Here is a 21,828-nt window from a genome sequence, read left to right as displayed (position 1 = left end):
GCCCTGCACATGTGCCGAGGCGGGCGGGAAAGGTCAATCGTTACTCTACATTCACCATCCAGCCGACGCCGAACTTGTCACGGCAGACGCCGAAGCCCCTGGCCCAGAAGGTGGCCTCGAACGGCATCTCGACGGAGCCGCCGTCGCTGAGCTTTTCGAAGAGGGCCTTGCCGGCGTCCAGATCCTCCATCCCGATGTTGAGGACGATGCCGTGGTGGCCGTTGAAGCTTTCGAACCCGGCGGTGTCGGAGGCCATCACGGTGACGCCGGCGAGGTCGACGGAGGCGTTGGCGATGCGGTGCTTGTTGGTCTCGTCGACCCAGGGCTCGTCGCCGGGGATGTCGCCGAAGGTCATGACGTCACGGACCTCGGTGCCGAAGGTTGCGGCGTAGTAGTCGAGCGCCTCGCGGGCGTTGCCGTCGAAGGTAAGATAGGGGTGCAGTTTCATCCGGGGGCCTTGGCGTTGTGGGTCAGAGCAGCCTAGGCGTGGGATGTGTTTTGCGTCAATGGCGCGGTATGGGCGCAAGCACCCATCCTACCGGTAAGTCATGGGTGCAAGCACCCATCCTACGGGGGTGGCGCTGAACATGTAGGATGGGTGATTTCACCCATCCCGGGTCAGGTCGCTTGTGCCAGCCAGTGCTCGAGCCAGTGGATGTTGTAGCTGCCCGCGTGGATGTCCGGCTCTTCGAGCAGGGCGTGAAAGAGCGGCACGGTCGTGTCCACCCCGTCGATGATGAGCTCTCCCAACGCGCGGTTCAGGCGGGCGAGCGCCTCAGGCCGGTCGCGGCCGTGCACGATGAGTTTGCCGATCAGGCTGTCGTAATAGGGCGGGATCCGGTAGCCGTCGTAGATCGCGCTGTCCATGCGCACGCCGAGTCCGCCGGGGGCGTGGTACTGCGTGATCGTGCCAGGGGAGGGCGCGAAGGAGGGCAGCTTTTCCGCGTTCAGCCGGACCTCGATGGCGTGGCCGTTGATCTGCAGGTCCTCCTGGCTGAAGGACAAAGGCAGGCCCGACGCGACGCGGATTTGCTCGCGCACGAGGTCGACGCCAAAGATCGCTTCGGTCACCGGATGTTCGACCTGTAGGCGCGTGTTCATCTCGATGAAGTAGAAGTTGCCGTCCTCGTAGAGGAACTCGATCGTGCCGGCGCCGGCGTAGTTGATGTCGGCCACGGCCTTGGCGCAGATGGCGCCGATCTCGGCCCGCTCTTCGGGGGAGATGCTGGGGCCGGGGGCCTCTTCGAACACCTTCTGGTGACGGCGCTGGAGGGAGCAGTCGCGCTCCCCGAGGTGCACCGCGCCGCCTTTGCCGTCGCCGAACACCTGGATTTCGATGTGGCGGGGGGTGGTGAGGTACTTTTCGATGTAGACTTCGTCGTTGCCAAAGGCGGCCTTGGCCTCGGAGCGGGCGGTGGAGAAGGCGGTCTCCATTTCGTTGGCGTTCTGCGCGACCTTCATGCCGCGCCCGCCGCCGCCGGCTGTCGCCTTGACGATGACGGGGTAGCCAAACTCCTCGCCGATGGCGCGGGCGGCTGCGAGGTCCGGCACGCCGCCCTCGGAGCCAGGCACGCAAGGCACGCCGAGCGCCTTCATTGTGTCCTTGGCGGTGATCTTGTCACCCATCACGTTGATGTGGTCCGCGGTGGGGCCGATAAAAGTCAGCCCGTGGTCCTGCACGATCTGCACGAAGGTCGCGTTTTCGGAGAGGAAGCCGTAGCCGGGGTGGATCGCCTGCGCGCCAGTGATCTCGCAGGCCGAGATGATCGCAGGCATCGACAGGTACGAGTGCGTGCCCGCCGCCGGACCTATGCAGACGCTCTCGTCGGCCATGCGCACGTGCATCGCGTCGGCGTCGGCGGTCGAATGGACGGCGACGGAGGCTATCCCCATCTCGCGGCAGGCGCGGATGACGCGCAGGGCGATCTCGCCGCGGTTGGCGATCAGGACCTTGTCGAACATGTTACGCGATGACCATCAGGGGGGCGCCGAATTCGACCGGCGCGCCGTCCTCGACGAGGATGCGCTTGACGGTGCCGGAATGGGGCGCGGGGATCTGGTTCATCGTCTTCATCGCCTCGACGATGAGGATCGTGTCGCCCTCCTTGACGCTGTCGCCCACCTTGACGAAGGCCGGCACGCCCGGCTCGGCCTGCAGGTAGACGGTGCCGACCATGGGGGAGGTCACGGCGCCCGGCAGGGCGGCGGGATCCTCGGTGGCCTCTGCGGGGGCAGCAACGGCGGCGGGCGCCGGTGCAGCGGGTGCAGGCGCTGCGGCAGCCACGGGGGCGGGGGCCGCGATCACGGTGCCGCCCTTGGAGACGCGCACGTTCAGGCTGTCGTTCTCGGCGTATTCGCGTTTGACCTGCAGCTCGTTGAGGTCGTTCTCGTTCAGCAGCTCCGCAAGCGCTTTGATGAAGGCGACGTCTGTGTCGTGCGGTGTCTTGGCCATAGCCCCTCGCGTTTTGCCTGTCCGCGCGTCCTGCGTTGCGGCGCTGCGGTGTGCCTGAATGTGGCGGTGCGGGCGCTATAGGTCAACCGCGCGGGGAGGGGAAGGGTGCGCGTGCCGCGTCAGACTTGAGGCTTTGCCGGAACGCGCACGTTGGCGCATGCGGCACTGCCCACCTTACATCGCAGTTAAGGACGCAAGTCTGAAGGGCGTTGGCAGCGCGTGCCGGCTTGCATGGCACCGGCGTGCAGTAGGCATGTCAGGGTTGTTCAGGTTCGCAAGACCCGCACGGTCCTGATCGCGAACCGGTGACGCAAACTCCGAATAGGTGACGGCTGGGTTTGACGGCAGTGCCCACCTTACCAGTAAGGTGGGCACTGCCGATCATGCTTAACGGTTCATGCGGTTGTCGATGAGATCGTCTACCACCGATGGATCCGCGAGGGTCGAGGTGTCGCCCAGGGCGCCGTAGTCGTTCTCGGCGATCTTGCGCAAGATGCGGCGCATGATCTTGCCCGAGCGGGTCTTGGGAAGGCCCGGTGCCCATTGGATGAGGTCTGGTTTGGCGATCGGGCCGATCTCCTTGCGGACCCATTGGGCAAGCTCGCCGCGCAACTCGTCGGTGTATTCCTCGCCCGCCATAAGGGTCACGTAGCAGTAGATGCCCTGGCCCTTGATCTCGTGCGGGTAGCCGACGACCGCGCTTTCGGAGACCTTGGGGTGCGCGACCAGCGCGCTTTCGACTTCGGCAGTGCCCATGCGGTGGCCCGAAACGTTGATCACGTCGTCCACGCGCCCGGTGATCCACCAGTCGCCGTCTTCGTCGCGTTTGCAGCCGTCCCCGGCGAAGTAGTAGCCTTTGTAGTCGCTGAAGTATGTCTTCATGAACCGGTCATGGTCGCCCCAGACGGTGCGCATCTGGGCGGGCCAGCTGTCCTTGATGCAGAGCACGCCCTCGGTGGGGTAGTCGTGGATCTCCTCGCCAGACGTGGGCTCGAGCACGACGGGCTGCACGCCAAAGAAGGGCTTCATCGCGGAGCCGGGTTTGGCAGCATGGGCGCCGGGCAGAGGGGTCATCATGTGACCGCCGGTCTCGGTCTGCCACCACGTGTCGACGATGGGGCAACGGCCTTGACCCACGACATTGTAGTACCATTCCCACGCCTCGGGGTTGATCGGCTCGCCAACGGTGCCGAGGATGCGCAGCGACGAAAGGTCCGCAGCTTTGACGAAGTCATCGCCTTGCCCCATCAGCGCGCGCAAGGCGGTGGGCGCGGTGTAGAACTGGTTCACCTTGTGCTTTTCGCAGACTTGCCAGAACCGCGAGGCGTCGGGGTAGGTCGGCACGCCCTCAAACATCAGCGTCGTCGCGCCGTTGGCGAGGGGGCCGTAGACGATGTAGCTGTGGCCGGTGACCCATCCGACATCGGCTGTGCACCAGAAGACGTCGCCCTCCTTATAATCGAACGTGTACTGGTGCGTCATCGAGGCGTAGACGATGTAGCCGCCGGTCGAGTGCACGACGCCTTTCGGTGCGCCGGTCGAGCCGGAGGTGTAGAGGATGAAGAGCGGGTCTTCTGCCGCCATTTCTTCGGGCTCGCACTGGTCCGAGACGCCGTCCTCGGCCTCGTGCAGCCAGACGTCGCGCCCGTCGACCATCGGGATGTCGCCGCCGGTGCGTTTGACGACCAGCATCTTGCACTCGCCCGTCACGCTCTCGAACGCGGTATCGGCGTTGGTCTTGAGCGGGGTGTTGCGCCCGCCGCGCGGAGCCTCGTCGGCGGTGATCAGCACCTTGGCCTCCGAGCCGTTGATGCGGGCCGAGAGCGCCTCGGGCGAAAAGCCGGCAAAGACGATAGAGTGGATCGCGCCGATGCGCGCGCAGGCGAGCATGGCGTAGGCCGCTTGCGGGATCATCGGGAGGTACAGGACAACGCGGTCGCCCTTGGAGACGCCCATCCCCTTGAGCACATTGGCCATTTTGCAGACATGCGCGTGGAGCTGCTGGTAGGTGATGTGCTGCGCTTCGGCGTCGGGGCTGTCAGGCTCCCAGATGATCGCCGTCTGCGTGCCGCGCTCTGCAAGGTGGCGGTCGATGCAGTTGGCGGCGATGTTGAGCGTGCCGTCCTCGAACCAGCGGATGTCCACGTCGCCGAAGTCGAACTTGGTGTTCTTGACCTTGGTAAAGGGCTTGATCCAGTCGATGCGCTTGCCGTGCTCGCCCCAAAAGGCGTCGGGGTCGTTCACCGAGGCGGCGTACATCTCGTTGTAGGTGGCCTCGTCGGCATGGGCGGAGGCGGCAAGGTCGGCGGGCGGGGCGTAGGCTTTGGTCATGGTCATCCCTGGGGAAGTGGTCAGCAGGCGGGGAGGGGGCGTGGCGGCGCGCTAACTATAGGAGGCGTAGTGCCGCCAGGCTCGAAGATGTTGCGAAAGGCCCCGGCGCGAAGGCCGGGGCAGGGCGCATCAGATCGCGAGGTATTCTTCGCGCAGCTGGGCGTTGTCGAGCACCTCTTGCGCGGTGCCGTCAAAGACGATCCCGCCGGTGTCGAGGATCACCGCCCGGTCCGCGAGGTTCAGCGCGCGCACGGCGTTCTGCTCCACGAGGATTGTGGTGATGCCCTGGCCCTTGATCACTTCGAGCGTCTTTTCGATCTCGTCCACGATCACGGGCGCCAGCCCTTCGTAAGGCTCGTCGAGCAGCAGCACCTTGATGTCGCGGCACAGCGCGCGGGCAATCGAGAGCATCTGCTGTTCGCCGCCAGAAAGCGTCACGCCCTCCTGCTTGCGGCGCTCGCCAAGGCGGGGGAAGAGCTCGTAGACCCGCTCGATCGACCACCCTTTGGGCGGGGCGATCTGGGCGAGCTGCAGGTTCTCTTCCACCGTCAGGCCCGGGATGATGCGCCGGTCCTCGGGGACAAGCCCGATACCGGCGGCGGAGGCCTGGTGGCTCTTCATCTCGTGCAGCGGCTTGTGGTCGAGCCAGATTTCGCCGTGGCGTAGCTCCGGATCGTCCATCCGCGCGATGGTGCGCAGGGTCGAGGTCTTTCCCGCCCCGTTGCGCCCCAAAAGCGCGAGGATCTCCCCCTCGTGCACGTTGAACGAGATGTTCTGCACGATGTAGCTCTCGCCGTAGTAGGCTTCCATCCCCCAGATCGACAGGTACGCCGGTTCGGCGTGGTGTGCATGTGCGGCTTGTGCGTTCATGTCCCTGGCTCCTTATGCCGCAACCTGGGTCTCGCCGAGATACGCTTCGCGCACCTTGGGATGGCCCTTGATGTTGTCGGGGGTGTCCTCGACCAGCGGCGTGCCCTGTGCGAGCACGGTGATGCGCTGCGCCAAAGAGAAGACGACGTGCATGTCGTGCTCGATGATGGCGATGGTGATGTCGCGCGTGTCGCTGATCTCCTTGAGGAGGTCGATGGTGTTGTTGGTGTCCGCGCGCGCCATGCCTGCCGTCGGCTCGTCGAGGAGCAGAAGCCGCGGCTCCTGCGCCAGGCACATGCCGATCTCGAGACGGCGCTTGTCACCGCGCGACAGGGCGGCGGCGTGCGCATCGCGCTTGTCGATCATGTTCATGTCGATCAGCATCTGCTCGGCCTTGTCCTGCACATCGCGCTGGCTCGTGGTCGTCGAATAGGCGTTGAGCTCGAACGCGCCGTCCCGCTTGGCAAAGCAGGGGATCAGCATGTTCTCCATCACCGACAGATCGCCAAAGATCTCAGGGGTTTGGAACACGCGGCTCACACCCATCTGGTTGATCTCGTGCGGTTTGCGCCCCAGGAGCGACTGGCCCTCGAAGAGGACCGAGCCGGTGTCGGGGATCAGCTTGCCGACAAAGCAGTTGAGCAGTGTCGATTTGCCTGCCCCGTTGGGACCGATGATGGCGTGGACGGAGTTCTCCTTGACGGAGAGGTTCACATCCGAGAGCGCCTGCAACCCGCCGAAGCGTTTGCCGACATCTTTGACTTCAAGAATACCCATGGTCTCGGCTCCTTATTCTGCGGGTTTGGTTTCGGTGGCGGTGTCTTGCTTGGGCTTGCGCGAGAACAGCCGTCCCACGCGCCGCCCCAGCTCGACCAGACCGCCGGGCAGGAAGATGATCACCAGCATGAAGATCACGCCCGTGGTGATGTGCCACTGCTTGCCGACGAACATGTTCGTCACGGCGATCAGCACATCGGCCATCCAGTCCGGCGCCCAGCCGTACCAGACCTCGAGCACACCTTTGTTGATCTTCGACAGGATGTTTTCCATGTATTTCAGAAGACCCGCGCCGAGGATCGGCCCGATCAGGGTGCCGGCACCTCCGAGGATGGTCATGATCACCACCTCACCCGAGGCTGTCCAGAACATCCGCTCAGGTCCCGCCAGCGGGTCCATCGCCGCCATCAGGCCACCGGCGAGCCCGGCATACATGCCGGAGATCACGAACACGCCCAACATGTAGGGTTTGGTGTTGAGGCCGGTGTAGCTCATGCGCTGCTGGTTCGACTTCACCGCCCGCAGCATCAGCCCGTAGGGCGAGCGGAAGATGCGGATCGAGAGGTAAAAGGCGATCAGCATGACCACGGCGGCAAAGTAGTAGCCGGCGGAGAAGGTGAAGACCCAGTCGCCCACTTCCATCTGCGCGGCGCTGCGCATCTCGAGGCCAAAGAGGTTTGGCACCGGGATGTTGCCCGCCTCGGTCACGCCCGTGCCGAGGATGCGCGGATCGTCGAGCGTCAGCTGCAGACCTGTCTCACCGCCCGTCAGACCCTTCTGCAGAAGGCCCTGCTTGTCCGGGCCGTCCATGTCGGTGGCGAGCACCGAATAGGCGAGCGCATAGGACATCATGGCGAACGCAAGTGTCAGGATCGAGAAGTAGATGCCCGACCGGCGCAGCGAGACATACCCGATCACCACTGCAAAGAGGCCCGACATCACGACCGACAGCGCCAGGGCAGGGATCACGTTCATGCCAAAGAGCTTGAACATCCACATCGCCGCATAAGAGCCCACCCCGAGGAAGGCCGCGTGGCCGAAGGAGAGGTAGCCCGTGAGGCCGAAGAGCAGGTTAAAGCCGATGGCAAAGATGCCAAAGATCACGAAACGCTGCATCAGGTCCGGGTAGCCCGCGTTGAACTGTGCCAGCGCCGAGCTCTCCGGGAAGGGGTTGAGGATGAAGGGCGCGGCCATCGTCAGAAGGACGACGATGAGCATCAGCCCGGTGTCTTTTTTGTTAAGTCCAAGCATGGCTTATTCCTCCATCACGCCTTTGCGGCCCATCAGGCCACGGGGGCGCGTCAGCAGCACGATGATCGCGACGAGGTAGATGATGATCTGGTTGAGACCCGGCAGGATTTCGAGCACTTCGCGCATCGAGGCAAAGCTCTCGAGAATGCCCAAGAGGAAGCCCGCGAGCACAGCGCCCGGCAGCGAGCCCATGCCGCCGACCACCACGACCACAAAGCTCAGCACCAGGAAGTCCATCCCCATGTGATAGTTCGGCGAGTTGATCGGCGTGTACATCACGCCCGCCAGACCCGCGACTGCGGCCGCAAGGCCGAACATCATGGTAAAGCGCTTGTCGATGTCGATGCCGAGAAGGCCCACCGTCTCCCGGTCCGCCATGCCGGCGCGCACGACCATCCCGAAGGTGGTGAACTGCAGGAAGGCAAAGATGCCGCCGATGATCAGCATCGCAAAGGCAAAGTAGATCAGGCGCCAGTAGGGGTAGATGATCTGGCCCGCTTCCATGCCGACCGCCGCGCCAAAGTCGAACGAGCCGACAAAGGCGTCAGGCGCCGGCGTCGGGATCGGGTTGGCGCCGAAAAAGTACTTGATGAGCTCCTGCAGCACGATCGCGAGGCCAAAGGTCACGAGGATCTGGTCCGCGTGGGGGCGCTTGTAAAAGTGCTTGATGAGCCCGCGCTCCATGACGATCCCCACAAGGATCATGATCGGGATCGCAAAGAGGATCGCCAGCGGCACCGCCCAGTCGATGATCGTGTCCCCGACCGTGACGCCGAAGATGTCATGCACGTAGGGCACCTGGACCTGCAGCGGATTGCCGAGGAAGTCGGTGCGCGTCTCGTCCACCACCGGGTGGCTGAGGGTGAGGATGCGGCTGAGCGTGACGGCGCAGAACGCGCCGATCATGAACAGGGCACCATGGGCAAAGTTGACGACACCCAACGTCCCGAAGATCAGCGTCAGACCCAGCGCGATGAGCGCATAGGCGGACCCTTTATCGAGACCGTTGAGGATTTGTAGGATGATGGCTTCCATGGTCCCCACCTGTTGCTTGAGAATACACCTCTCCCGTTCAGGCGGAAGGGCGCCCGATTTTTCGTTTGAAAAACCGTTGATTGTCTTGAGAGGGTGGTAAGGTGGGCCGGGGCCCACCTTACGCGAGGCTTATGCGCCCGGGTTGCAGGTCCCCAGATCGCCGCCGAAGATGGCCGGATCGTAGGTGACTTGCTCGACCGGCGTGACTTCGACGATCTCGAGAAGGTCGAACTCGGAGGTCGGGTTCTCTTTACCCTTCACGACCAGCACGTCCTTGAAGCACTGGTGGTCCTCGCCGCGATACAGCGTCGGGCCGTTGCCCATGCCGTCGAACTGGAAGTCCTTGAGCGCTTCGCCAACCGCACAGGGGTTGAACGAGCCGGCGCGCTCCACGGCGTCCGCGTAGAGGAGTGCCTGCACATAGCAGGTGTGCGCGGCCTGGGACGGCGGGAAGCCGTACTTGGTGCCGAAGGACTTGACGAACGCCTTGGAGCCTTCGTCCTGCAGCGACCAGTGCCAGTTCGTGGAGCCGAAGATGCCCTTCACGTTGGCGCCGGCACCCTTGGCCATCAGGCGCGAGTAGAGCGGCACGACGATCTCGAAGTTCTTGCCGTTCGCCATGCGGTCACGCAGGCCGAACTGAACGGCGTTGGTGAGCGAGTTCACCATGTTGCCGCCGTAGTGGTTCAGCACGAGCACGTCGGCGTCGGACTGCAGAACCGGCGCGATGTACGACGAGAAGTCCGTTTGCGTCAGCGGCGTCAGCACGGTGCCGACGGTTTCCCAGCCCATGGCCTCGGTCGAGGTGCGCACGGCCTCCTCGGTCGTGTAGCCCCAGTTGTAGTCGGCGGTCAGGTGATACGCCTTGCGGTCCTTGCCGTAGTTGGCGGCAAGCACGGGCGCGAGCGCCGCACCGGTCATGTAGGAGTTGAAGAAGTGACGGAAGCCGTTCGCCTTCTTGTCCTTGCCGGTGGTGTCGTTCGAGTGCGTGAGGCCCGCCATGAAGATCACGCCTGCCTCCTGGCAGAGCGCCTGCACGGCCACGGCCACACCCGAGGACGAGCCGCCCGTGATCATCACGGCGCCGTCTTTCTCGATCATCGACCGGGCCGAGGCGCGCGCGGCGTCCGACTTGGTCTGCGTGTCGCCCGTGACGTACTCGACCTTCTTGCCGAGGATACCGTTGCCCTGGAGCGCCTTCGAGGAGAAGGTGTTCATCATGCCGCCGTCGCCGCCACCGTTCAGGTGCTCGACCGCCAGCTCGTAGGCGCGCAGCTCGTCCGCGCCCTCGTCCGCGTAGGGACCGGTCTGCGGCACGTTGAAGCCGAGCGTGACCGTGTCGCCCGTGGGCGCGTTGGTGAAGCCGGCGTGGCCATCGGCGAGCAGAAGCTGCGGCGCCGCAAGGCCGGCACCGGCAACGGCGCCGGTCTTGAGCATGCCCCGACGCGTCAGGTTCAATTTCGTCATGGAGTTCCTCCCTTGGATTATCGGTTGGCACCTTCGGCGCCCTCTGCGCACGTTTGTGCAAAGCCAGTTTGGTCAATTTCGTGCCCTTGCGGCAACAAACGACTTGTTCTGTTCGGTTTTTTTGTAAATTTTGACACTACTGCGACGTCGGATTTGTAAAAAAGTTATTCTGCGATGCGGCAAATACCGCGGTGTACCGAGAAAACCCAAGGAATCTAGATGTATGGCACAGGGCAGGGACACGCAGACCGGAAGCCGCATCCGTGCGCGGCGTTTGGCGCAGGGCGCACGGCAGGCAGAGCTGGCCGAGGCGGTCGGGATTTCAGCCTCCTACCTCAACTTGATCGAGCACAACCGCCGCAGAATCGGCGGTGCTCTGTTGCAGCGCATCGCGGCGGCGCTGGACGTGTCCGCCGAGGTCCTGCAGCAGGGCGCAGAGGCGCAGCTGATTGACCGTTTGCGCGAGGCCGCCGGGCAGGCTGAAGCCGAGAGCGCCGGCGCCGCGCCGCCAGAGCTCGACCGGCTCGACGATTTCACCGGGCGCTATCCCGGCTGGGCGGCGCTGGTGGCGACACAGTCGCGGCGCATTGCGGCGCTTGAGCATGGCGTCACGCGCCTGTCCGACCGGATGACGCATGATCCGCACCTCGCCACGGCGCTGCACGATCTTTTGTCCACCATCACCTCGATCCGCTCGACCGCTGCGATCCTGGCCGAGACGGGCGACATCACACCTGAATGGCGCGCCCGGTTCGACCGCAACATCCACGAGGACAGCCGGCGCCTGTCCGAAAGCAGCCAGTCGCTGGTGGCCTATCTCGACGCAGGCGCCGAGGACGCCGGAGATCCGGCGCTCTCCCCGCTCGAGGACGTGGCGCGCCTTTTCGAAGACGAAAGCCCGGCCGCGCGGCTTCTCGAAGACGGCGCGGCTCCGAGGGAGGTGCTGGCCGAGATCGCGCCCGAGCTTGGGCCGGATGCGGCGAGCCTCGCCGAGACACACCTGAGCCAGATGCAGCGCGATGCGGCGGCGCTGCCGCATTCCGAACTGGCGCCGCTGCTCGAGACCTTTGGTTGCGATCCGGCGCAGCTTTTGACCCGTGTGCCGTGTGATGCCGCCACGCTCCTGCGCCGGCTGGCCGCGCTCCCGCGGGAGGTGACGGGCGTGCCGCTCGGCTTCGTGCGCTGCGATGCGGCGGGGGCCATCCTCGCGCGCCGGGCGCTGCCGGACTTTCCCGTGCCGCGCTATGACGTGCCCTGTCCGCTGTGGCCGGTGTTCGAGGCGCTTTCGGCGCCCGGCCGGCCCATACAGCGCGATGTGGAGACGCGGGGCCGTGACGTGCAGACCTTCCGCACCTATTCGGTGGCACAGCCGGTGGCCGCCGCAGGGTTCGGGCAGGCGGCGCGTCTCGAGGCGGTCATGCTGATCCTGCCTCTGGCCGAGGCGCCGCCCGGACCCGTCCCGCGGGTCGGTCCCACCTGCAGGATCTGCGCAGCACCTGCTTGCGCGGCGCGGCGTGTGCCGTCGCTCTTGCGCGCACCGGCGGGCCAGGATGGGTGAGATCACCCATCCTACGGGGCGTGGCGCAAGGGCGTAGGATGGGTGCTTGCACCCATGGCGCGCATTTCTGCTTTTGACAGCTTCGGCATTTCGAGGTCTAGTGGCGCAACCAGAGCCAGACGTCGTCCAGGGGAGGGGAGGATGTCATGAGCCGCCACGTGCTCGTCATCGAAGATGAACAGAACATCACCGCCGCCATCTCTTTCATCCTGTCGCGCGACGGGTGGGACGTGAGCACCCATGCCAATGGCGAGGACGCGGTCGACGCGGTGCGCCGGGTCCGGCCGGGTGTCGTGATCCTCGATGCCATGCTGCCGGGGCGGTCGGGCTATGATATCCTGCGCGATCTGCGCGCGGCGCCGGAGCTGGCGGCGCTGCCGGTGCTGATGCTTACCGCGCGCGGCCAGGCCAAGGACCGCGCCCGCGCGCTCGAGGCGGGGGCGACGCAGTTCATGACCAAACCCTTTGCCAACGACGAAGTGTTGGGCGCCGTGCGCCGCCTCGCCGGAGCCGAAAGCGGGTGACGCGGCACCCTGCCGCACGCAGCCCGTCGCCGCCGGTCTATCTCGAGCGGAGGAGCTACCGCGCGCGCCGCCTGGTCGATGCCTGCAAGCTGGTGCCTGCGCTGGGCGTGCTCTTGTGGCTGATCCCGCTTTTGTGGCCGCAGGACGGAACGGCGTCGGTGCCGACGTCGCAGGCGATGATCTACATCTTTGGCGTCTGGCTGGCGCTGATCGTGATAGGTGCCACTTTGGCAAAGTGGCTGCGCCCCGACCCGCATGAAGGCCCGCATGACCCCGCGGAGCCGGGGGCGTGACGGCGCTCAATGTCCTCGTGCTGGTCAGCCTCGGCTACGTGCTGGTGCTGTTTCTGGTCGCCTGGGCGGCGGAGCGCGCCGCGGCGCGCGGGCGCGGCGGCTGGGTGCGCGCGCCGCTCGTCTACACGCTGTCGCTGTCGGTCTATTGCACCGCCTGGACGTTTTACGGCGCCGTGGGTTACGCCGCGCGCTCGGGGCTCGAGTTCCTGACGATCTATCTCGGCCCGAGCCTCGTGATGCTGGGCTGGTGGCTGATCCTGCGAAAACTCGTGCGGATCGGGCGGCAGAACAACATCACCTCGATCGCGGATCTCGTGTCGTCCCGGTTCGGCAAGTCCAACACGCTCGGCGTCGGGGTCACGGTGCTCGCGGTGATCGGCACGACGCCCTATATCGCGCTGCAGCTGCAGTCCATTGCGCTGTCGTTCGGCGCCTTTGCGGAGGCGAGCAGCCTCGGCGCGCAGGCCGATGTGGACATCGGGCAGACCGCGTTCTGGTCGGCGGTGGGTCTGGCGGTCTTTACCATCATCTTCGGCACGCGCCGTCTTAACGTGAACGAGCGGCACCACGGGGTCGTCATGGCCATCGCGGTGGAGGCCGTGGTCAAGCTGATCGCGCTGGTTGCCGTGGGCGGGTTCGTCATATGGGGGCTGTCGGGAGGCGTGGGCGAGACGCTGGCGCGGATCGACGCGTCGGCCATCGGGGCCTGGCAGGTGGACGGCGGGCGCTGGCTTGGCCTGACGTTCCTGTCGGCGGCGGCGTTCCTGTGCCTGCCGCGCATGTTCCACGTACTCGTGGTGGAGAACGAGGACGAACGGTTCCTGCGCACCGCCTCCTGGGCGTTCCCGGTGTACCTGCTGCTGATGAGCCTTTTCGTGGTGCCGATCGCGGTGGTCGGGCTCGATCTGATGCCGGCGGGCGCGAACCCGGACCTGTTCGTGCTGACGCTGCCGCTGAGCCAGGGGCGGGACGGGCTCGCCGTGCTTGCCTTCATCGGCGGGTTTTCTTCGGCGACGTCGATGGTGATCGTGGCGGCGATTGCGCTGTCGATCATGGTGTCGAACCACATCGTCATGCCGATCTTCCTGCGCGCCTCCGGCACCGGCGCGCGCATCTCGGGCGACGTGCGGGCTGCGGTACTGCTCTCGCGGCGGCTCTCGATCGCGGGCGTCGTGGGGCTGGGCTACGTCTACTACGCGGCCTCGAGCGGCGGGGAGGCGCTGGCCAAGATCGGGCTGGTCAGCTTCACCGGCGTCGTGCAGGTCCTGCCCGCCATGCTGGGCGGCGTCTTCTGGCGCGGAGCGACGCGGATCGGCGCCATCGCGGGCCTTGTCTGCGGCTTTGCCGTCTGGACCTTTGCGCTCTTTCTGCCGAGCTTTGGGCCCGGCGTCGTCTACAGCGCCGAGATGATGCAGGTGGGCCTTCTCGGGCTTGGCTGGCTGCGGCCGGAGGCGCTCTTCGGGATCGCAGGCATCGACCCGCTTCTGCATGGGCTCTTCTGGTCGCTGGCGCTGAACGTGGCGGTCATGGTCGTGGTCTCGCTGATCACCTTTCCCACGCCCCTCGAGCGGCTGCAGGGCGCGCAGTTCGTGCATGTCTTCCGCGACGGCGCGGGCCGGATCGAGCGGACGGGCGGCACCGCGCAGAGCGAGGACCTGATGGTCATGGCGCAGCGCATCCTCGGGCCGGGCGAGGCGGTCGCGCTCTTTCGGCGTGCGGCGCAAAAGCAGGGCCTGCCGGGGTTCCTGCCCGAGCCGGACGCGGCCTTTCTCGAAACGCTCGAGCGCGCGCTGGCGGGCAGCGTGGGCGGGGCGACGGCGCACGCGATGCTGGCGCAGATCACGGGCGGGGCGTCGGTGTCGGTCGAGGCGCTGATGGCGGTGGCCGACGAGACGGCGCAGATCATGGAGTATTCCTCCCAGCTCGAGGCGCAGTCCGAGGAGCTCTCGCGCACCGCCCGCCAGCTGCGCAGCGCCAACAGCAAGCTCACGCGCCTGTCGGTGCAAAAGGACGCCTTTCTCAGCCAGATCAGCCACGAGCTGCGCACGCCCATGACCTCGATCCGGGCCTTTTCGGACATCCTCAAGGCGGGTGAGGACATGACGGGCGCGGACCGCGTGCGGTTCGCCACGATCATCCACGACGAGGCGGAGCGGCTGTCGCGGTTGCTCGATGACCTGCTCGATCTGAGCGTGATGGAGAACGGGCAGGTGACCCTCAACGTGCGCGCGGGCGATCTTTCGGGCGTGCTGGGACAGGCGGTCGCGACGGCGGCGGGGGGCGAGGATGGGACAGCCATCCGCGTTGTGCAGGAGGTGGCGGACATCGGCCTGCGCACCGATCTCGACCGGTTGGGGCAGGTCTTCATCAACCTCATCGTGAACGCGCGCAAATACTGCGACGCGCCCGCGCCGCAGCTGACGATCAGCGCACAGGTGCAGGACGGGCAGGTGGTCGTCGACTTTGTCGACAACGGCAGCGGGATCGCGCCGGAGGTGCAGGACGTGATCTTTGAAAAGTTTAGCCGGGTCTCGGACGAGCGTGCGGGCGGCGCGGGGCTGGGCCTTGCCATCTGCCGCCAGATCATGACGCGCCTCGGCGGAGAGATCGACTACCTGCCGGGGCGCGGCGGCGCTGCGTTCCGCGTCAGCCTGCCGCGCGAGGTGCGGGCCGAGGCGGCGTGAGGTGTTGAGCGCGCTGGTCTGCGCTCAGCCCTTTTGCGCGGCCATCGCCTCGAGCGTGGGGCGCAGTCCGTCGAGATTGTAGCCGCCGTCTGCAGCCTGCCGCAGGATGTCGTCCACCGGCTGGGTGCCGGCCTGACCCAGCGCCCAGACCACCGTCGAGCGCGTGCCGGACGCGCAATAGGCGAGCACCGGGCCCGGCGCGCTTGCGGCGAGCTCGGCGTGGCGCGCCACGTTCTCGGCGTGCATCGTCTGGTGCGTCAGCGGCAGCACGTGAAAGGCGAGGCCGGCGCCCTCGACCGCCGCTTGCAAGGTCGCGGCACTGAGGGCGGGCGGCACTTCGGCGTCGGGGCGGTTGCAGATGACGGCGGTGAACCCGGCGTCCTTGATCGCGGGCACGTCGTCCGGGGTGATCTGTTCGGTGACGGCGTAGGTCGGGGTGATCTGTCGAATATCCATGCGCCAAGGGATAGGCGCAGGGCGGCAGCAAGTCTAGCGGCCTGGTGGGTGCCATTGTCTGGCTGTCATCGCGGGGAACGCCTGAGTCCGTGCCAGCACAGGTGGCGGGCAATGCGCGGGGCGGGGCTTGCCTTTGGGTGCCGGGCCTTGGCCTAGTGCGAGGGCGCCGCCCCGGGGGGACGTGCGGAGACGACGGGCATGGAGCAGAGCTCGGACATGGGACGCGCCGCGGCGCTGTGGTCGCGGCAGGATGCGGAGGGCGTGGCGACGCTGCGCTGGGCCGGGGACGGCCCGCCGGTGCTGATGGCCGAGGCGCGTGCCGGGCTGATGGCCCGGATCGATGCGGCGGAGGCGGATGCCGGCATCTGCGCGATCCTTGTAGCGCCGGGCGGAGCCGCGCGCTTTCCTTCGGGGCCGGACCTGCTGCACGTACCTCAGGGTTGGGCGGATGCAGCGCCGTCGCTCGAAGAGCTGACGGGCCGGGTTGCGGGACTTTCCAAGCCCTTGGTTGTCGCGCTTGCGGGCCGTGTGGTTGGCGCGGGTGCCGCGCTGTCGCTGGCCGCGCACTGGCGCGTGGTCGCCGAGGATGCCCGGCTTGGCTGGGGCGATCTTGGCGTGGGGGACGTGCCACGTGGCGGCGTCACCCAGCGCCTGCCGCGGCTGGTCGGCGCGGGCGCGGCGCTGGACGTACTGCTGTCGGGCCGGGCCTTTCCGCTGGTCAAGCCGATGCTCAAGGGCTGCGTCGATCGCGCGGCGCCTGCGGGTGAGCTGATCGCCGCCGCGCAGCGGTTTGCAGCGTCGGATGCTTGTAAGCTGCGACCAACGGACGGGCAGCGCGCAGCGATGCAGGATGGCACGCGGTTCGCCAAGGAGTGCACGGAGCGCCGGACGGCGCTCGGCCGACACCCGGACACGCCGGAGGCGCGGGTGCTGGACTGTGTCGAGGCGGCGCCGCTGTTGCCGGTCCGCGCGGGTCTTGCACTGGAGCGCGAGGCCGTGGCCACCGCCGCCGCGCATCCCATCGCAAAGGCGCGCCGGGCGCTGGCGCTGGCGGAACGCGCGGCGCAAGCGGGCGGGGCAGAGGATATGCCGGTCGTGATCGCAGGTGAGGGCGCAGCGGCCATCGGCTATGCCCTGGCCGCGCTGGAGGCTGGTCGGCAGGTGGTCCTGATCGGGGCGCAGACGGGCAAGCTCTCGCAGGCCATGGCGTCGGTCTATGACCGCACCATCGCCCGCGGGCGGATGAAGCCGGCGCAGCGCAGCGCCCTCCTTGCGCGTCTGACGGTCGAGGAGGAGGTGGCCGCGCTCCCGCAGGATGCGCTGGTCGTGGTCACCGACCTTGCTGCGGCGCAGCTGCCCTGGGGGCGGCAGACACCGCTCGCGGTGGCCGATGGCGCGGCGGAGCGCGCGCTGGACGGACACCCCACGCTGGCGCTGTGCATTCCGCAACCGGTCGCGCGGCATACGCTGGTGGAGACGCGCGCCCGCGGCCTCGACCGAGCGGCGGAGGCGCGGCTGACACGCGGCCTGCTCGGGATCGGGCGGATGCCCGTGGCGAGCCTTGGTGCCGGTCCCTTTGCGCATCACCGGCTTTGGCTGGCGCTCACGGCGGCGGTCGATCAGCTGGTGATCGCCGGGACGGCGCCGAGTGCCATCGACCGGGCTCTGCGGGAGGCGGGCTGGGCGCTCCGCCCCTTCGAGATGCGCGATGCGACGGGCCTTGCGCACACGGCCTTGCCGCCTGAGGCGCTGGTCGGCGCGCCGGAGCATGCGTATGGCCAGCTCGATGCGGCGCTGGTGGCAGCGGGGCGCCCGGGCCTTTCGGCGCGGCTTGGCTACTATCGCTACACGGACCGCACGCCGCATGTGGACGCGGCGGTGGCGGGCATCCTCGCACCCCTGGTAACCGGGGACCTCGCGCTGACCCATGCCGACATCGTCGAGGCGGTGACGCTGGCGCTTGCCAATGCGGGCGCGGCGCTGCTGAGCGAGGGCGTATTGCGCACCGCAGGTCAGGTCGACCTGGTGGCCGTGCACGGCCTCGGCGTGCCGCGCGACACGGGCGCCTTGATGACGGCGGCTCAAAGCGAGGGCCTGCCGAAGGTGGCGCTGAAACTCAAGGCAGGCGACGACCTCTACGGCAGCGCCTGGCGCCCGCATCCCTTTTGGGAGGACCTCCTACGAGGCAAAACGCGGCTCAGCCCGGTCTGACCGCGTAAACAGCCGGCGTGTCAGCCAAAGAAGATGCCGAGGATCACCAGCATCAGGCCGATCACCGACAGGAAAAGCGCGCCGAGGTTCCACGGCAGCACCGCCTGCACCGCCGCGCGCAGCTCCGCGTCATCCGTCGTGCGCCGCTTGGCGGAGGCCACGCGCAGGATGCACCAGACAAGCCCGGCAAGGCCGGTCACCGACACGGCGGCTCCGATCCAGATGAGGCTTTGCATGCGTGTCTCCCACGTCTCGGCTCTCATGCGCGCCTAGCCGAACAGGCGCCGCGCGGCAAGGGGCGGTAAGGCGCGCGGCACGCAAATCCGCGCCTTGAAGCCCGCCCGGAGGAGGGCTAACACGTGGCCCTGTTTCCCGCGCAAAGGAGCCTCGGGCATGAACGACACACCCGTGATCGAAGACAGCGCCGCCGAGGCGAATTACCGCGTGACCGCCGGCGAGCTGCGCCAGTTCATCGAGCGGTTCGAGCGGCTCGACCAGGAGAAAAAGGACCTCGCCGAGCAGCAAAAGGAGGTCATGGCCGAGGCCAAGGCGCGCGGATACGACACCAAGGTGATGCGCAAGGTCATCGCGCTGCGCAAGCGCGACAAAGACGACATTGCCGAAGAGGAGGCGGTGCTCGAGCTCTACAAGGAAGCGCTTGGGATGTGAGCGGTTTGGGTGTGGCCGGATTTGGTCGCGGGTCTGTGACGGCAGTGCCCACCTTACCGCGCTCGGATGTCTCGTCCTGAGGGTGGGCAGTGCCGGCGGAATGAGGTTCTCGCTGAGCTGTGATCAGTGTCAACGCCAAGATTGCAAGCGATCAATCCTTCGAGTCTTGCACACCCGCCCAAATTAAAGCTCCCGCCTGACCGGCACGGTCAGGCCGCGTCATGCCAAACGCATGCCTCCGGCATGACCCGCCCCCGTCAAACCGTAGGTTTGCCTTCGGCAAAACGGGCGGCGCGATGCGCCACCCCTCGGGCCGGCGCGTGAATGGCCGTTATGCAATTGCTCGGTTTATCGCTGGCTCTAGCCAGTATTCGGCGGACGCAACCATCCCGTAGGGTGGGCGCGGCCGGTGCCTGGCCTTCAAATCAACCGCACCAGCCATCCAGTAGGACGGCCCGTGCCGCGTGACCCAAACCCCCTCAAGGCTCGATCAGCGTCACCCCCGGTATCCGTGAGATGATCTCCACGTCCTCGTCGTAGATCTCCGACAACCCCTCCATCAGGCGGTCGTTCCAGCCAGGTAGGTCGATCTCTTCCTCGACCTCCTCGTCGTTGGCGTATTTCTCCAAAAACACCAGCATCGCCTTGCGGCGCTGCGGCTCGGGCAGGGTGGGGTACTGCTTGAGGAACTCGCGAAAGCGCTGCATCCCCTCCTGCGTCATGATCTGCATCAAGAGGTCAAAGCTGCCGGTGATCTTGGCGTTGACCGGCAGGCCCGCCATCCGCTTGATCACCTCGCCAAAGACCAGCGGGCTGTCCTCGTTGCACCAGACGGTGATCGGCATCTCGGGCAGCGCCGAGCGCAGACGCAGGATCAGCTCGGACCAGCGCAGGTCGCCCAGCTGCAGCCCGTGCACGTATTCGTCGAACTTGTACCCGCCCCCGCGCAGAAAGGCCGCCGGGATGAACGTGGCCGGATCGCGCAGCGCGATAAAGAACTCCAGCTCGTCCTCGGCAAAAAGCTCGCAAAACCGCGCCAGACGGATTTCAGCAGCCTGATAGAACCGCGCGCCCTTGGCGGCAAAGAGCGGCCGGCCAAAGAAATTGTCGTGGCTCAGGATCAAGCGCGAGACGTTTTCGTAATCCTCGTCGAGGATCGTGTCGAGCAGCACCTCACGCGCGTCCGGCGCCGCCGGATGCACGTCCATCGCCTGGATGGTGTTGTTGATCAGACGCCGGTAGCGGCTCGGTCCCGGCACCGCGATCCCTTGCGCCAGAAAGGGGCCGGCGTTGCGCAAAAGCGACTTGACCATGCGGTCGTCGTCCGTGCAATGCGCGCCTGTGTGCAGGGTGATTTTCATGGCATGCGGTCCCGGCGCCAGCCTGTTTGTGCGACCGTACCGCTGCCGGCGCGCGCCCGCCATGCCCGCCCGCGCGATTGAGCGGTGCTGTGGCGTCCAGTCCTCAACCTGCGCGTGCACGCCCGGAGACCACCTGCGCTGCTCCGCAAAAAGTGCACCCACCCGGCGCACCACACCTTGCGAGCCCGCGCCCTTCGCCGTAAGAGGCTCACCGTGCCCCTATAGCTCAGCTGGTAGAGCAACTGATTTGTAATCAGTAGGTCCGCGGTTCGAGTCCGTGTGGGGGCACCATTTTATCTTGAAATCGCTGCATTTTCAAGGCACTACCCCAAAAACCACTACGCAAACGCTACACAGAATCGGGTGGCGGGCATGAGGTTGTCGATGGATTTGCCCTATTTGAAGCTTGGGAAAACAGGCAGCGCCAAGTATCGGCGGCCAATCAGATCAGCCCCGATGCGGGCCATGTTGGGTAAGTCTGCGGTAGAGTGGACGCTCAAGACCCGTGATCCGCTCAAGATCGTGGAGGCGTGGAAGGTCAAACATGCAGAGTTTGAGGCGCTGCAAGCCAAGGCTGAGGGCCGGACCACCAATCAGATAGAATGGGATATGTTGCATTCCGCCGCCGTGGCGCATGGGTTGGTGCAACCCGGTGCCAGCAAGATAGGCCCGGTGGACAGCGAATTGGAAAGCGGTCGTCACGCGGCATTCACCGCCGCTGCTTAGGCGGAGGCCGAAAAGACCACACCGCAGCAGGCACTTGCGAGGTATGGTGCGGGGAAGCCTGTCACGGCGTTCGAGTTGTTGGCCAAGGCCCAGATGTTCGGGGCAGAACGCCCGCCTGTCACAATCAGCAATGCGGTCGAAGCCTATCTCAAGGATCGCGAATTGCGATCTTCCTATGCCGATCTGTCAAAGCAGGTTCAACTTGTGGCCTCCGGCCTTGAAGATTCGATGGGGCAGAAAGACCCGGCAATCCACCTGATAGATGAAGAGGTCGCCTATGCCTATCGGGACAGTCTGATTGCCAAGGGTAACTCGCTGGGAACAGTCCAGCGGCGCGTGACCACGATCAAGGCGGTTCTCAATCACGGTAAGAAACGGTTCAAACTGAAAGACTGGGACAACCCGTTCAACGGTCTTGAGATGCCGGAGGATGACGGTCTGGCCGGGGAACAGAAACGCCTGCCGCTTAGCCTGGACGAAATCCGCAAGGTGCGGGATCAGCACGAAAGCCTTAATGATGACGCCAAAGCGGTCTGGCACCTTATGCTCTTCACCGGGGTCCGGCCAAATGAGGCGCGTGGGCTGCTTTGGGATGAGGTTCATCTTGACCATCCGACCCCTCACTTTGAGGTCAGGCCGAACGCCCGCCGCCGTTTGAAGGTAGGCGAGACGCAGCGCCGTATCCCGCTTGTCGGGTCAGCCCTGACCATGATGCAAGACCGACGCAATGATGCTTCAAGTGGTCAGCAGGAAGTCTTCCCGCGATACGTCCATCACCGAAACGCCAACAGTCTGTCTGCCACGCTGGTCAAGCCGATGAAGAAAGCAAAGGTCTGGGCCAAATACGTCAAGGTGCCATACTCGCTACGCCATTCGGTCAAAGACTGGCTACGCCGCACTGCACCGGAAGGTATTCGATCCTTGATCATGGGTCATGGCCACGGCGAAGGGCGGGTTGCCAGCGGATATGGCGGTGACGATCTGCTGGACATGCAGGCAACGCATCTGACAGCGGCTTTGGAAATCGGTGGCGTGATCCACTATCCCATTCTGAGAGAGGATGACTCCTAGCGGCCCTTGAAAGCCCCCTCTGAGCCCACCTTCTACACTGGGCAGACCAACCCAACCAAACCCCACAAGCCGCTGTATGCCTCCCTCAACGC

The 21,828-nt window shown here is 66.0% G+C and carries 20 protein-coding genes and 1 tRNA gene; 9 read left to right on the top strand and 12 right to left on the bottom strand.

Annotated features, from left to right (window positions below; all coding sequences use genetic code 11):
• Positions 1-40 precede the first annotated feature (40 nt).
• The 9 genes from ACU0B3_RS14715 to ACU0B3_RS14675 all read right to left on the bottom strand — a co-directional run bounded on the left by ACU0B3_RS14715 (position 41) and on the right by ACU0B3_RS14675 (position 10,183).
• On the bottom strand, positions 41-448 hold the full coding sequence (locus ACU0B3_RS14715) for a VOC family protein (RefSeq protein WP_446261622.1): 408 nt from the start codon (positions 446-448) through the stop codon (positions 41-43).
• 170 nt (positions 449-618) lie between these two features.
• The gene (gene accC / locus ACU0B3_RS14710; protein ID WP_446261621.1) at positions 619-1,962 is read right to left on the bottom strand and encodes an acetyl-CoA carboxylase biotin carboxylase subunit; all 1,344 of its coding nucleotides are present in this window, start codon (positions 1,960-1,962) and stop codon (positions 619-621) included.
• A gap of 1 nt (position 1,963) precedes the next feature.
• Positions 1,964-2,452 carry an acetyl-CoA carboxylase biotin carboxyl carrier protein gene (gene accB / locus ACU0B3_RS14705; protein WP_446261620.1) on the bottom strand — a complete coding sequence of 163 codons (489 nt, stop codon included), beginning with the start codon at positions 2,450-2,452 and terminating at the stop codon, positions 1,964-1,966.
• A 387-nt stretch (positions 2,453-2,839) separates the two neighbouring features.
• Complete coding sequence (gene acs, locus ACU0B3_RS14700; protein ID WP_446261619.1) at positions 2,840-4,783, bottom strand: acetate--CoA ligase; 1,944 nt, start codon at positions 4,781-4,783, stop codon at positions 2,840-2,842.
• Between the two features lie 129 nt (positions 4,784-4,912).
• Positions 4,913-5,653, bottom strand: a complete 741-nt coding sequence (locus tag ACU0B3_RS14695; protein WP_446261618.1) for an ABC transporter ATP-binding protein — start codon at positions 5,651-5,653, stop codon at positions 4,913-4,915.
• A gap of 12 nt (positions 5,654-5,665) precedes the next feature.
• Positions 5,666-6,430, bottom strand: a complete 765-nt coding sequence (locus ACU0B3_RS14690) for an ABC transporter ATP-binding protein (protein WP_446261617.1) — start codon at positions 6,428-6,430, stop codon at positions 5,666-5,668.
• 12 nt (positions 6,431-6,442) lie between these two features.
• Positions 6,443-7,681, bottom strand: a complete 1,239-nt coding sequence (locus ACU0B3_RS14685) for a branched-chain amino acid ABC transporter permease (protein WP_446261616.1) — start codon at positions 7,679-7,681, stop codon at positions 6,443-6,445.
• A 3-nt stretch (positions 7,682-7,684) separates the two neighbouring features.
• On the bottom strand, positions 7,685-8,716 hold the full coding sequence (locus ACU0B3_RS14680; protein WP_446261615.1) for a branched-chain amino acid ABC transporter permease: 1,032 nt from the start codon (positions 8,714-8,716) through the stop codon (positions 7,685-7,687).
• Positions 8,717-8,845: 129 nt separating this feature from the next.
• Positions 8,846-10,183 (bottom strand): substrate-binding protein, encoded by a 1,338-nt coding sequence (locus ACU0B3_RS14675; RefSeq protein ID WP_446261614.1) that lies wholly within the window; start codon positions 10,181-10,183, stop codon positions 8,846-8,848.
• A 223-nt stretch (positions 10,184-10,406) separates the two neighbouring features.
• Between ACU0B3_RS14675 and ACU0B3_RS14670 the strand changes: the two genes are divergently transcribed.
• From ACU0B3_RS14670 to ACU0B3_RS14655, 4 genes are all read left to right on the top strand, one after another.
• Entirely contained in the window at positions 10,407-11,741 is a 1,335-nt protein-coding gene (locus tag ACU0B3_RS14670) for a short-chain fatty acyl-CoA regulator family protein (protein ID WP_446261613.1), read from the top strand.
• A 146-nt stretch (positions 11,742-11,887) separates the two neighbouring features.
• A complete protein-coding gene (locus tag ACU0B3_RS14665; protein ID WP_446261612.1) occupies positions 11,888-12,265 on the top strand; it encodes a response regulator transcription factor in 378 nt (125 codons plus the stop codon).
• Positions 12,262-12,558, top strand: coding sequence for a hypothetical protein (locus ACU0B3_RS14660; protein WP_446261611.1), 297 nt, complete (start codon positions 12,262-12,264; stop codon positions 12,556-12,558). The genes ACU0B3_RS14665 and ACU0B3_RS14660 overlap by 4 nt, the downstream gene beginning before the upstream one ends.
• On the top strand, positions 12,555-15,242 hold the full coding sequence (locus ACU0B3_RS14655; RefSeq protein WP_446261610.1) for an ATP-binding protein: 2,688 nt from the start codon (positions 12,555-12,557) through the stop codon (positions 15,240-15,242). The genes ACU0B3_RS14660 and ACU0B3_RS14655 overlap by 4 nt, the downstream gene beginning before the upstream one ends.
• Positions 15,243-15,266: 24 nt before the next feature.
• Here the strand turns inward: ACU0B3_RS14655 and ACU0B3_RS14650 are convergent, their stop codons facing one another.
• A complete protein-coding gene (locus tag ACU0B3_RS14650; protein ID WP_446261609.1) occupies positions 15,267-15,698 on the bottom strand; it encodes a TIGR01244 family sulfur transferase in 432 nt (143 codons plus the stop codon).
• A 198-nt stretch (positions 15,699-15,896) separates the two neighbouring features.
• On the opposite strand from ACU0B3_RS14650, the gene ACU0B3_RS14645 reads away from it, so the two are divergent.
• The gene (locus tag ACU0B3_RS14645; protein WP_446261608.1) at positions 15,897-17,909 is read left to right on the top strand and encodes an enoyl-CoA hydratase-related protein; all 2,013 of its coding nucleotides are present in this window, start codon (positions 15,897-15,899) and stop codon (positions 17,907-17,909) included.
• A gap of 20 nt (positions 17,910-17,929) precedes the next feature.
• Here the strand turns inward: ACU0B3_RS14645 and ACU0B3_RS14640 are convergent, their stop codons facing one another.
• Positions 17,930-18,172 carry a hypothetical protein gene (locus tag ACU0B3_RS14640; protein ID WP_446261607.1) on the bottom strand — a complete coding sequence of 81 codons (243 nt, stop codon included), beginning with the start codon at positions 18,170-18,172 and terminating at the stop codon, positions 17,930-17,932.
• 130 nt (positions 18,173-18,302) lie between these two features.
• On the opposite strand from ACU0B3_RS14640, the gene ACU0B3_RS14635 reads away from it, so the two are divergent.
• Positions 18,303-18,578, top strand: coding sequence for a DUF2312 domain-containing protein (locus ACU0B3_RS14635; RefSeq protein WP_446261606.1), 276 nt, complete (start codon positions 18,303-18,305; stop codon positions 18,576-18,578).
• A gap of 479 nt (positions 18,579-19,057) precedes the next feature.
• Here ACU0B3_RS14635 and ACU0B3_RS14630 read toward each other — a convergent pair whose 3' ends face one another.
• Positions 19,058-19,939 carry a hypothetical protein gene (locus tag ACU0B3_RS14630; RefSeq protein ID WP_446261605.1) on the bottom strand — a complete coding sequence of 294 codons (882 nt, stop codon included), beginning with the start codon at positions 19,937-19,939 and terminating at the stop codon, positions 19,058-19,060.
• Between the two features lie 215 nt (positions 19,940-20,154).
• Here ACU0B3_RS14630 and ACU0B3_RS14625 point away from each other — a divergent pair.
• From ACU0B3_RS14625 to ACU0B3_RS14615, 3 genes are all read left to right on the top strand, one after another.
• A tRNA-Thr gene (locus ACU0B3_RS14625) sits at positions 20,155-20,230 on the top strand.
• 93 nt (positions 20,231-20,323) lie between these two features.
• On the top strand, positions 20,324-20,665 hold the full coding sequence (locus ACU0B3_RS14620; protein ID WP_446261604.1) for a hypothetical protein: 342 nt from the start codon (positions 20,324-20,326) through the stop codon (positions 20,663-20,665).
• A 78-nt stretch (positions 20,666-20,743) separates the two neighbouring features.
• The gene (locus ACU0B3_RS14615; protein WP_446261603.1) at positions 20,744-21,736 is read left to right on the top strand and encodes a tyrosine-type recombinase/integrase; all 993 of its coding nucleotides are present in this window, start codon (positions 20,744-20,746) and stop codon (positions 21,734-21,736) included.
• Positions 21,737-21,828: the final 92 nt, after the last annotated feature.

The organism is Pseudaestuariivita sp. (assembly GCF_052825805.1).
Note: the sequence above shows the minus strand (reverse complement) of the source record. Positions and strands in the feature narration are given on the sequence as shown.

Coding starts and splice junctions, on each gene's coding strand:
- ACU0B3_RS14665 (WP_446261612.1), top strand. CDS start 11,888: ATGAGCCGCCACGTGCTCGTCATCGAAGATGAACAGAACATCACCGCC.
- ACU0B3_RS14635 (WP_446261606.1), top strand. CDS start 18,303: ATGAACGACACACCCGTGATCGAAGACAGCGCCGCCGAGGCGAATTAC.
- ACU0B3_RS14650 (WP_446261609.1), bottom strand. CDS start 15,698: ATGGATATTCGACAGATCACCCCGACCTACGCCGTCACCGAACAGATC.
- ACU0B3_RS14645 (WP_446261608.1), top strand. CDS start 15,897: ATGGAGCAGAGCTCGGACATGGGACGCGCCGCGGCGCTGTGGTCGCGG.
- accB (WP_446261620.1), bottom strand. CDS start 2,452: ATGGCCAAGACACCGCACGACACAGACGTCGCCTTCATCAAAGCGCTT.
- ACU0B3_RS14695 (WP_446261618.1), bottom strand. CDS start 5,653: ATGAACGCACAAGCCGCACATGCACACCACGCCGAACCGGCGTACCTG.
- ACU0B3_RS14675 (WP_446261614.1), bottom strand. CDS start 10,183: ATGACGAAATTGAACCTGACGCGTCGGGGCATGCTCAAGACCGGCGCC.
- ACU0B3_RS14620 (WP_446261604.1), top strand. CDS start 20,324: ATGGATTTGCCCTATTTGAAGCTTGGGAAAACAGGCAGCGCCAAGTAT.
- accC (WP_446261621.1), bottom strand. CDS start 1,962: ATGTTCGACAAGGTCCTGATCGCCAACCGCGGCGAGATCGCCCTGCGC.
- ACU0B3_RS14640 (WP_446261607.1), bottom strand. CDS start 18,172: ATGAGAGCCGAGACGTGGGAGACACGCATGCAAAGCCTCATCTGGATC.
- ACU0B3_RS14685 (WP_446261616.1), bottom strand. CDS start 7,681: ATGCTTGGACTTAACAAAAAAGACACCGGGCTGATGCTCATCGTCGTC.
- ACU0B3_RS14680 (WP_446261615.1), bottom strand. CDS start 8,716: ATGGAAGCCATCATCCTACAAATCCTCAACGGTCTCGATAAAGGGTCC.
- ACU0B3_RS14715 (WP_446261622.1), bottom strand. CDS start 448: ATGAAACTGCACCCCTATCTTACCTTCGACGGCAACGCCCGCGAGGCG.
- ACU0B3_RS14690 (WP_446261617.1), bottom strand. CDS start 6,430: ATGGGTATTCTTGAAGTCAAAGATGTCGGCAAACGCTTCGGCGGGTTG.
- ACU0B3_RS14630 (WP_446261605.1), bottom strand. CDS start 19,939: ATGAAAATCACCCTGCACACAGGCGCGCATTGCACGGACGACGACCGC.
- ACU0B3_RS14670 (WP_446261613.1), top strand. CDS start 10,407: ATGGCACAGGGCAGGGACACGCAGACCGGAAGCCGCATCCGTGCGCGG.
- acs (WP_446261619.1), bottom strand. CDS start 4,783: ATGACCAAAGCCTACGCCCCGCCCGCCGACCTTGCCGCCTCCGCCCAT.